The 9,532-nt window shown below is 69.7% G+C and carries 8 protein-coding genes; 3 read left to right on the forward strand and 5 right to left on the reverse strand.

Annotation, left to right across the window (positions count from 1 at the left end; translation table 11 throughout):
* Positions 1 to 44 precede the first annotated feature (44 nt).
* Complete coding sequence (locus tag RUH65_RS07195; protein WP_313816645.1) at positions 45 to 1,145, reverse strand: phosphate ABC transporter substrate-binding protein PstS; 1,101 nt, start codon at positions 1,143 to 1,145, stop codon at positions 45 to 47.
* 408 nt (positions 1,146 to 1,553) lie between these two features.
* Here RUH65_RS07195 and RUH65_RS07200 point away from each other — a divergent pair, with 408 nt between their 5' ends.
* Positions 1,554 to 2,726 (forward strand): FUSC family protein, encoded by a 1,173-nt coding sequence (locus RUH65_RS07200; RefSeq protein ID WP_313816646.1) that lies wholly within the window; start codon positions 1,554 to 1,556, stop codon positions 2,724 to 2,726.
* A gap of 72 nt (positions 2,727 to 2,798) precedes the next feature.
* On the forward strand, positions 2,799 to 4,199 hold the full coding sequence (gene radA, locus RUH65_RS07205) for a DNA repair protein RadA (RefSeq protein WP_313816647.1): 1,401 nt from the start codon (positions 2,799 to 2,801) through the stop codon (positions 4,197 to 4,199).
* Positions 4,200 to 4,227: 28 nt separating this feature from the next.
* Here the strand turns inward: radA and RUH65_RS07210 are convergent, their stop codons facing one another.
* On the reverse strand, positions 4,228 to 4,941 hold the full coding sequence (locus RUH65_RS07210) for a hypothetical protein (protein ID WP_313816648.1): 714 nt from the start codon (positions 4,939 to 4,941) through the stop codon (positions 4,228 to 4,230).
* Between the two features lie 78 nt (positions 4,942 to 5,019).
* Between RUH65_RS07210 and RUH65_RS07215 the strand changes: the two genes are divergently transcribed.
* Complete coding sequence (locus RUH65_RS07215) at positions 5,020 to 5,940, forward strand: A/G-specific adenine glycosylase (RefSeq protein ID WP_313816649.1); 921 nt, start codon at positions 5,020 to 5,022, stop codon at positions 5,938 to 5,940.
* 77 nt (positions 5,941 to 6,017) lie between these two features.
* Here RUH65_RS07215 and RUH65_RS07220 read toward each other — a convergent pair whose 3' ends face one another.
* The 3 genes from RUH65_RS07220 to RUH65_RS07230 all read right to left on the reverse strand — a co-directional run bounded on the left by RUH65_RS07220 (position 6,018) and on the right by RUH65_RS07230 (position 9,478).
* Entirely contained in the window at positions 6,018 to 6,215 is a 198-nt protein-coding gene (locus RUH65_RS07220) for a CsbD family protein (protein WP_313816651.1), read from the reverse strand.
* A gap of 80 nt (positions 6,216 to 6,295) precedes the next feature.
* On the reverse strand, positions 6,296 to 6,808 hold the full coding sequence (locus RUH65_RS07225; RefSeq protein ID WP_313816653.1) for an amino-acid N-acetyltransferase: 513 nt from the start codon (positions 6,806 to 6,808) through the stop codon (positions 6,296 to 6,298).
* Between the two features lie 132 nt (positions 6,809 to 6,940).
* Positions 6,941 to 9,478: an ATP-dependent Clp protease ATP-binding subunit gene (locus tag RUH65_RS07230; protein WP_313816654.1), complete on the reverse strand. Its 2,538-nt coding sequence runs from the start codon at positions 9,476 to 9,478 to the stop codon at positions 6,941 to 6,943.
* Positions 9,479 to 9,532: the final 54 nt, after the last annotated feature.

Consider the following 9,532-nt stretch of genomic DNA (forward strand, 5'->3'; position numbering starts at 1 on the left):
GCTGTGCCGAGAGGTCGGTCAGCACCGGCCGGAACCGGCGATGATCAACCCTGGACGGAGATGGCCTGGATGGACTCCAGAGCGGCTTCGCGGGTGGCCTCGGAGATCGGGGCGTTGCCAGCCGACTCCTCCGCGACCATCTGGCCGTCCTCGGACACCACGTACTCGCCGAAGGCCTTGGCCGTATCAGCGGTCTCCTGGTCCTGGTACTGGTTGCAGAAGATGTGGTACGAGACCAGCACGATCGGGTAGACGCCGGCCTCGGTGGTGGTGCGGTCGAGCTCGACGGCACCGGCCTCGCCCGGCGCAGCCTTCTCGACGGCGGCGGCAGCGGCATCGGCGGAGTACGGCACATACTCCTCGCCGACCTGGACGGCCACGGTGCCGAGCTCGCCGATCTGGGAAGCATCGGCATAGGTGATGGCACCGTCGGTGGACTGGGCCAGAGAGACCACGCCGGAGGTCTGCTGAGCGGACTCGGCGGTGATGTCGGAGGGCCAGGTCTCCACGACGTCGTAGGTCCAGGACTCCGGAGCCGCGGCCGTGAGGTAGTCGGTGAAGTTCTCGGTGGTGCCGGAGTCATCCGCGCGGTGCACGACGGTGATGTCGGTGTCCGGCAGCTCGGCGTCCGGGTTCTGGTCGGCAATGGCCGGGTCGTTCCACGTGGTGATCTCGCCGGTGAAGACCTGGGCGATGGTCTCGGCATCCATGTTGACCTCGTCGACACCCTCGAGGTTGAAGGCGACGGCGACGGGGGAGATGTAGGACGGGACGTGGAAGACGCCCTCCGGGCCGCAGACCTCCTCGGCGGAGGCCATCTCCTCTTCGTCCATCGCGGCGTCGGAGCCGGCGAAGGAGTACTGGCCAGCCAGGAAGCCCTCGCGGCCGGCGCCGGAGCCCACCGGGTCGTACTGGACGGAGAGGTCCGGGTAGACCTCGGTGACGCCGTTGGTCCAGGCGGTCATGGCGGATTCCTGCGAGGAGGCGCCACCACCGATCAGGGTGCCCGAGACCTCAGCGGGTGCGCCCGACTCGGAGCCGGCCGGAGCGGAGGACTCGGACTCCCCATTGCCGCCGCAGGCGGTCAGGGCCAGAGCGGCGACAGACAGGACGGCGGCGTAGCGCCCGATGCGAAGAGCCTTCAAGGAATTGCCTCTTTCGAGTTCGATGACAGTGCAGGCGAGGCCGTTCACCACTGCTTGTCCGAGTGGCAACTGACGAAGCAGGGCAGGGATGCCGGTGGCCTCGATCCATGAGAAAGCTAAGGGGGCAAGGTGACGCGAGGGTCGGTGCAAGATTAACGCGAGCTTAACGAGCCCACGGCACCGGATGCGGCACCACCGCCCCGACGGGCGGGCAGGCCAGTAACGGCGCGGAAGTCCCCGCTCCGCCCGAAGGCTTCACAGCGTGAGTAATCTCACTCTGCCCCGGACCCCGTCAGCGTCCCACCAGGACCCTGCGACCGGTCCCGTGGTGACGGCCCCGCCCCGGCCCCGGTCGCTGTCTCGGCCGATCGTCCGCCGCGCCGGCCGGTCCGGCCTAAGCTAGTCGGCATGGAGCAGCAGCCCGCGTCCGGCTCCTCCTGGACGAGGACGGTGACGAAGGCACGGCAGTGGTGGGCCCGCACGTGGTCCTTCGCCACCCGCCGGGCACGCTCCGGCGCCTCCCGCGTCCGCTCCAGCCTGGCCCCGGCCGCCGTGACCGCCCTGTGCGCCGTCTTGGCCTATGTCTTCGCCGAGCTCGTCCTGGGCCACCAGGACCCCCTGTTCGCCGCCACCGCCGCGCTCATCGCCCTGGGTTTCAACCGTGACCCGAAGGTCCGCAAGGTCCTCGAGGTAGCCGTGGGCTGTACCCTCGGAATCCTCATCGGCGACCTCATGCAGGCCGTGCTGGGCCAGGGCTATTGGCAGGCCGTGCTGGTGGTCTACACGTCGATCCTCGTCGCCCGGTTCATTGACTCCGGGGCCACCTTCACGCTGCAGATGAGCTTGCAATCCGTGCTGGTGGTGCTCCTGCCGGCAGCGGAGGGTGGGCCGTTCACTCGCAGCCAGGATGCCGTCGTCGGCGGTTTTATCGCCCTCGTGGTGACGTTGCTGATGCCGAAGAATCTGCGCAAGGAGGCCGCCACGGGCCTGCGGGACCTGTATGGGACGCTCACGGGCGCCCTCCGCGACTGCTCGGAGGCGCTGCGCTCCCATGAGTCCCGGACGGCGTGGATGGGCCTGGTGGCCTGCCGGGGCACGCAGACCGACGTGGAGAACCTGCGTAAGGACGTCAAGAATGCCCGGGAACTGGCCACCTTCTCCCCCACCAAGCGCCGCGCCCGGCCGGAGCTGGACGAGACGGCCCACACCGTGGAGATGTCCGATCTGGCAGTGCGGAGCATGCGCGTCGTCGCCCGCCGCGTCATCAGCGTGATCGACAACGGCGCCCTGGACGACGAGGGGACCGGGCTGCTGGCGGACTGGTTCGACGAGGCCGCGGACGCCGTCGGGATCCTGGGCCGGTCCCTGGGAGAGCCTGCGGCAGCCGGTCGGCACAAGTCGCTCTCCGTGGCCCGGGGCGCCCTCGGTGGGGCGGCCGCGCGGCTCGACCCAGCCGAGCTGGGGGCCACCACACTGCACGCCGAGGCGCTCGTCATGCTGCTCCGCCCCATGATGGTCGACCTCATCGAGGCCACCGGCGCCTCCCACGACGAGGCTGTCGGGTACCTGCCCCGCCTCTGAGTTCGGCGCTCAGTCGGCCTCTGCACCGGCCCTGCGAGTCAGCGTGTCCGTGCGCGGCGCTAGCCTGGGTCCATGGCGACGAAGACCAGCAAACGTGCGAACCCCGGCTACCGCTGCAGCGAGTGCGGGTGGACCACCGCCAAGTGGGTGGGGCGGTGCGGCGAGTGTCAGTCCTGGGGCACGGTGACCGAGGCCGGCGCGGATGCCTCGTCCGGCCGGACCCCCGCCGCCACGGTCGCGACGCCGGCCGTGCCCATCGGTGAGATCGATGCCTCCCAGGCCCGCTTCCACACCACCGGGGTGTCGGAACTGGACCGGGTGCTCGGCGGCGGACTGGTCCCCGGCGCCGTGGTGCTGATGGCCGGCGAGCCCGGCATCGGCAAATCCACGCTGCTGCTGGACGTGGCCGCCAAGGTGGCCCGGCACCGCCGTCCGGAGGGGTCCACGCGGTCCGTCCTGTACGTGACCGGGGAGGAGTCCGCGGCCCAGGTGCGGTTGCGTGCCGACCGGATCGGCGCGGTGGCCGACACCCTGTTCCTGGCGGCCGAGACGGATCTCGGCCGGGCCCTCGGCCAGATCGAGAAGGCCGAGCCGGACCTGCTGATCGTGGACTCCGTCCAGACCCTGCAGTCACAGTCCGTGGACGGCACTGCCGGAGGCGTCACCCAGGTGCGCGAGGTGGCGGCCAGCCTCATCAACGAGGCCAAGGGCCGGAACATGACCACCGTGCTCGTGGGCCATGTGACCAAGGACGGTTCCATCGCCGGTCCCCGCCTGCTGGAGCACCTGGTGGACGTGGTGTGCCAGTTCGAGGGTGAGCGGCACTCACGCCTGCGCCTGGTGCGGGCCGTGAAGAACCGCTACGGGCCGACGGACGAGGTGGGCTGCTTCGACTTGGGGGACGCCGGCATCGTCTCCCTGGAGGACCCCTCCGGACTGTTCCTGTCCGGGACCCTGAACCCCGTGGAGGGCACCTGCGTGACGGTGACCCTGGAGGGCCGGCGCCCCCTGGTGGCCGAGGTCCAGTCCCTGCTGACACCCTCCGGGCAAGGCAGCCCGCGCCGGACGGTCAGCGGGCTGGACTCAGCGCGGATCAACATGATCCTGGCCGTCCTGCAGCGCCGTGCGGGGTTCCCCCTGAATCAGGACGACTGTTACGTGGCCACCGTGGGCGGGGTGCGGCTGACCGAGCCGGCGTCCGACCTGGCGGCGGCCCTGGCCATCGCCAGCGCCAAGCTCAATGCCGTGGTGCCCAAGGGCCTGATCGCCTTCGGGGAACTGGGGCTGGCCGGGGAGGTCCGCCCCGTGCCCGGCATCGGCCGGCGCATCCGCGAGGCCGCCCGGCTGGGGTTCCGCCGCGCGGTGGTGCCGAAGTCTCCCGAGCCGCTGGGTGAGTTGCCGGACGGTGTGGCGGTGGCCGAGGTCCGCACGCTGACGGAAGCCCTGGAGACCATGAAGGACTGGGCCTCCTGAGTCGGATGGCCGCAGGGGCTGAGCCCGGTTACTGCAGGTTGAACGTCACCGGCTGGGCCTTGAGTTCTCCCAGGGACACCTCGAGGCGGTAGGTGCCGCTGCGGGGTTCCGAGGTGGTCTCACCGCACTCCTCGGCGGAGCGCACACGCGGCCAGGTGAACCGGGCACGCTCCTGCTCGTCCGGGGAGATCTCCACCAGGGCGTCCTGGCCGTCCACCTGACAGTCCTCCGTGGAGAAGATCCGGTCCGAGCCGGAGTACACGGTGAACACCTGCTGCGTGGTGCCCAGATTCGCCTCACAGGGCTCCTCACCCGTGTTGTCCACGCGCAACTCCAGGACGGGTTCCTCCCCCTCCCCATACGTCGGCTGGTCCGTCGCCGCGGAGATCACCATGTCCCCGGCCGGGCAATTGCCCGTGGCCGCTGCCTCCCCGGTGGACGAGGGCGACGGGTCTTCGCCGGCCTCGTCGGTGGGGCCGGAGTCGGGTGCGGTCCCCGTGGCGGATGCCGAGGGCGACGCCGGGGCCTCGCCGGAGGGGGTGGCGGCCACGCCCGGGGTCGATGCCGGCGCGGGGGCGCCCTCGCCGGTGGCCGGCCGGAAGAGCGAGACGAGCCACCAGACCAGCCCCACCACGATCGCCAGGACCACCACGAGCAGCACCAGGGCGACCAGCCGGCGACGGCGGTACACCGCACTCGATTGCGGTCGCAGCAGGTCGTTGTTGGGGGTCTCACCGGGCATGCCCCCAGCCTAGAGACCGAGGTGGCCGGTCCCGGACTGGCCACGCCGAGGATCGTCCGGCGCACTACAGTAGACGGCATGTCTGCGCCGGTGATCACGTCCACCCTTCACCACCGGGTCAACGACTGGTTCTCCGTCCATGCCCGTGATCTGCCGTGGCGTGATCCTGCGTGCAGCCCCTGGGGCGTCCTCGTCAGTGAGATCATGCTGCAGCAGACCCCGGTAGTGCGGGTGCTGCCCGTCTGGACGGCCTGGATGGAACGCTGGCCCACACCGAGGGACCTGGCCGCTGAGCCACCGGGCGAGGTCATCCGCGCCTGGGGCCGGTTGGGCTATCCGCGGCGGGCACTCCGGCTACAGGCTGCCGCAGTGGAGATCGCCGACTCGCACGGGAACCGGGTGCCGGATCGTGCCGACCATCTCCTCGCCCTGCCCGGCGTCGGCGCCTACACGGCCGCCGCGGTCGCCTGCTTCGCCTTCGATCAGCCCGAGGTGGTGGTGGACACCAACATCCGCCGTGCCCAGGCCAGAATGGTCTCCGGCCGCGCGCTGCCGGAGAAGTCCCTCACCACCGCCGAGATGGCCCTGGCCCGGGACCTCATGCCCGAGGATCCGGAGCAGGCGTGCCGATGGAATGCCGCGGTGATGGAGCTGGGGGCGCTGATCTGCACGGCCCGCTCCCCCCAGTGCGGACTCTGCCCGGTGGCGGAGCTCTGCGCCTGGCGGGCGGCCGGCATGCCGGAGCCGCACTACAAGCCCACGGGCCAGGCCTGGGCCGGCACCGACCGCCAGGTGCGCGGTGCGGTCATGGCCCTGCTCCGGGACCGCGGCTCGGTGACGCTCTCCGCCGTTCCCGCACTCACGACGTCGGCCGGCACCCTGGGCGCGCATCGCCCCGAGTCCGCCCAGTACGAGCGGTGTGTGGACGGCCTGGTGTCAGACGGTCTGGCCGTCCGGAACGGCAACGGCCCGGAGGCCCTGCTCAGCCTGCCTGGCTGAGGGCCCCCGGGCCGCCCGGTGCCAGAACCCGACCCGACCGTCTCGACGGCCGGCCGTGGCTCCAGCGACAGCGTGGGTCAGTTCTTCTTGTCTCCGCCGAAGAGGTCCTTGGCGGCGTCCTTGACGTCCTCGACCTTGTCCTTGAACCCGGCCTTGGCCTCATCGGCCCGGCCCTCGTTCTTCAGACGATCGTTGTCCGTCGCCTCGCCCAGACCCTGCTTGGCCTGTCCCTTGACCTCGTCAGCCTTGTTCTCAAAGCGATCTCCGGTACCCATGGTCTCCTCCTCGCGTCGGTGGACGGCCGGCACCTGCCAGCCCTTGCCCCTGCAGTCAAGCACGGCACCCCGAGCTGTGGCTACAGGGAGACGATCATGCGGGTGTTGCCGAGGGTGTTGGGCTTGACCCGAGCCAGGTCCAGGAACTCGGCCACGCCCTCGTCCTGGGAGCGCAGCAGCTCCGAGTAGACCTCCGGGTCGACCACGGACTGGTCTGCCATCACCTCGAATCCGTGGCGGCGGAAGAAGTCGACCTCGAACGTCAGGCAGAACACCCGCGCGACTCCCAAGGCGCGGGACCGCTCCAGCAGCCGGTCCAGGAGGCGGTGGCCCACCCCGTGGCCTCGCCACCGACTCGATGTGGCCAGTGTGCGCACCTCGGCGATGTCCTCCCAGATCACGTGGAGGGCGCCGAATCCCGCCAGCGTGCCGTCCGGCGCCTCGGCCACCATGAACTCCTGGATGGCCTCGTAGTAGGCCACGGCCTCCTTCTGCAGCAGCACGCGGTCACGGGCCAGGGGCTCCACGAGGGCGCGAATGGCCTGAACGTCCTGTGTCCGCGCGGGCCGGATGACGAGTTCAGTGGAGTCCATCAGTTCAGTGTAGGACTGTGGCAGCGGGATCATCGCCCCCCTACGACGGCAGAGGACCCCCCCACCCCGGGCGGGTCCTCTCGGCATCAGCTCCCGTCTAGCCCGGGTCCGGGCTGACGGCGGGGCCGACTCCTACTGCCCGGAGGTGGATGCCTCGATCTCCGGGTGTTCCGGAGCCGCTTCCAGGGCCTCGGGCTGGTGGGCGACGGTGAAGGTGAGCTTGGCCGTCTCCGCCTCGCCTTCCAGGCCCACGCTGATGGCGGAACCGGGCGTGATCTCCCCGAAGAGGATCCGCTCGGAGAGCTGGTCCTCCACCAGGTGCTGGATGGTGCGGCGCAGCGGGCGTGCGCCCATGGCCGGATCGTAACCCCGATTCGCCAGGAACTCCTTGGCCGGGGTGGACACGCTGATGGTGAGTTCCTGCTCGTCCAGGCGCTTCTGCAGGCGCGCGATGAACAGGTCCACGATCTGCACGATCTCGGCCTTGGACAGCTGCGGGAAGACGATCACGTCATCCACGCGGTTGAGGAACTCCGGCCGGAAGTGCTGGCGCAGTTCCTCCTGGACCTTGCCCTTCATCCGGTCGTACCCGGTCTGGGTGTCCGCGGCGGACTGGAAGCCCGTCATGACGCCCTTGGAGATGTCCTTGGTGCCGAGGTTCGTGGTCATGATGATCACGGTGTTCTTGAAGTCCACCACGCGGCCCTGGGAGTCGGTCAGACGGCCGTCCTCCAGGATCTGCAGCAGCGAGTTGAACAGGTCCGCGTGGGCCTTCTCCACCTCGTCGAACAGCACCACGGAGAACGGGCGCCGGCGGACCTTCTCCGTCAGCTGGCCGCCTTCCTCGTAACCCACGTAGCCGGGAGGGGCACCGAAGAGACGGGAGACGGTGTGCTTCTCCTGGAATTCGGACATATCCAGCGTGATGAGGGCTTCCTCATCACCGAACAGGAACTCGGCCAGTGCCTTGGCCAGCTCGGTCTTGCCGACGCCGGTGGGCCCGGCGAAGATGAACGAGCCCGAGGGCCGGTTCGGATCCTTGAGGCCCGCGCGGGTCCGGCGGATCGCCTGGGACAGCGACTTGATCGCCTCGTTCTGGCCGATGACCCGCTGGTGGAGTTCGGCCTCCATGTTGCGCAGGCGGTCGGTCTCCTCCTCGGTGAGCTTGAAGACCGGGATGCCGGTGGAGGTGGAGAGCACCTCGGCGATGAGATCGTCATCCACCTCGGCGATGCCCTCGGTGACGGAGGTCCGCCATTCCTCTTCCTTCTGGTTGCGCTCGTCCGTGAGCTTCTGCTCCTGGTCGCGCAGGTTGGCAGCACCCTCGAAGTCCTGGCCGTCGATAGCGGCCTCCTTCTCGGCGCGGACCTCGGCGATCCGGGCCTCGAATTCCTTGATCTCCGGCGGCGTGGTCATCCGCTTGATGCGCAGCCGCGCCCCGGCCTCGTCGATCAGGTCGATGGCCTTGTCCGGCAGGAAGCGGTCCGAGACGTACCGGTCAGCCAGGGTGGCCGCCGACTTCAGGGCCTCATCCGTGATCGAGACCCGGTGGTGTGCCTCGTAACGGTCACGCAGTCCGCGGAGGATCTCGGTGGTCTCCTCGACGGAGGGCTCGTTGACCTGGATCGGCTGGAAGCGCCGCTCCAGCGCGGCGTCCTTCTCGATGTGCTTGCGGTACTCGTCCAGGGTGGTCGCACCGATGGTCTGCAGTTCGCCGCGGGCCAGCATCGGCTTCAGGATCGATGCGGCGTCGATGGCACCCTCGGCGGCACCCGCGCCCACGAGGGTGTGGATCTCGTCGATGAACAGGATGATGTCCCCGCGGGTGCGGATTTCCTTGAGGACCTTCTTGAGGCGCTCCTCGAAGTCACCGCGGTAGCGGGAACCGGCCACCAGCGAGCCGAGGTCCAGCGTGTACAGCTGCTTGTCCATGAGGGTTTCCGGGACGTCGTTGCGCACGATGGCCTGGGCCAGGCCCTCGACCACGGCGGTCTTGCCGACGCCGGGCTCACCGATCAGCACGGGGTTGTTCTTGGTGCGGCGGGACAGCACCTGCATGACCCGCTCCATCTCCAGGGCACGCCCGATGACCGGGTCCAGCTTGCCCTCGCGGGCGGCGGCGGTCAGGTTGCGGCCGAACTGGTCCAGGACCACCGAGCCGGCCGGGGCGCCTTCGGACTGGCCGCCGGCGGAGACGCCGGCGCCTGCGGTCTCCTTGCCGCCGGCACCGCCCTGGTAACCGGAGAGCAGCTGGATGACGGTCTGGCGAACCCGGTTCAGGTCCGCGCCGAGCTTCACCAGCACCTGGGCGGCCACGCCCTCGCCCTCGCGGATCAGCCCCAGCAGGATGTGCTCGGTGCCGATGTAATTGTGGCCCAGCTGGAGCGCCTCGCGCAGGGAGAGCTCCAGGACCTTCTTCGCCCGCGGCGTGAAGGGGATGTGGCCGGACGGGGTCTGCTGACCCTGACCGATGATTTCCTGGACCTGCTCGCGCACGGCGCCCAGGGAGATGTTGAGCGACTCGAGGGCCTTGGCGGCCACTCCTTCGCCTTCGTGGATCAGACCGAGCAGGATGTGCTCGGTACCGATGTAGCTGTGGTTGAGCATCCGCGCTTCTTCCTGCGCGAGCACCACCACCCGCCGGGCACGGTCCGTGAATCTCTCGAACATGGGGCACACTCCTTGCTGACTGTGGTGTCGATGCTACGCACCGCGAGACGACTT

The sequence above is a fragment of the Citricoccus sp. genome (genome assembly GCF_032154715.1).
Classification (GTDB): Bacteria; Actinomycetota; Actinomycetes; order Actinomycetales; family Micrococcaceae; genus Citricoccus.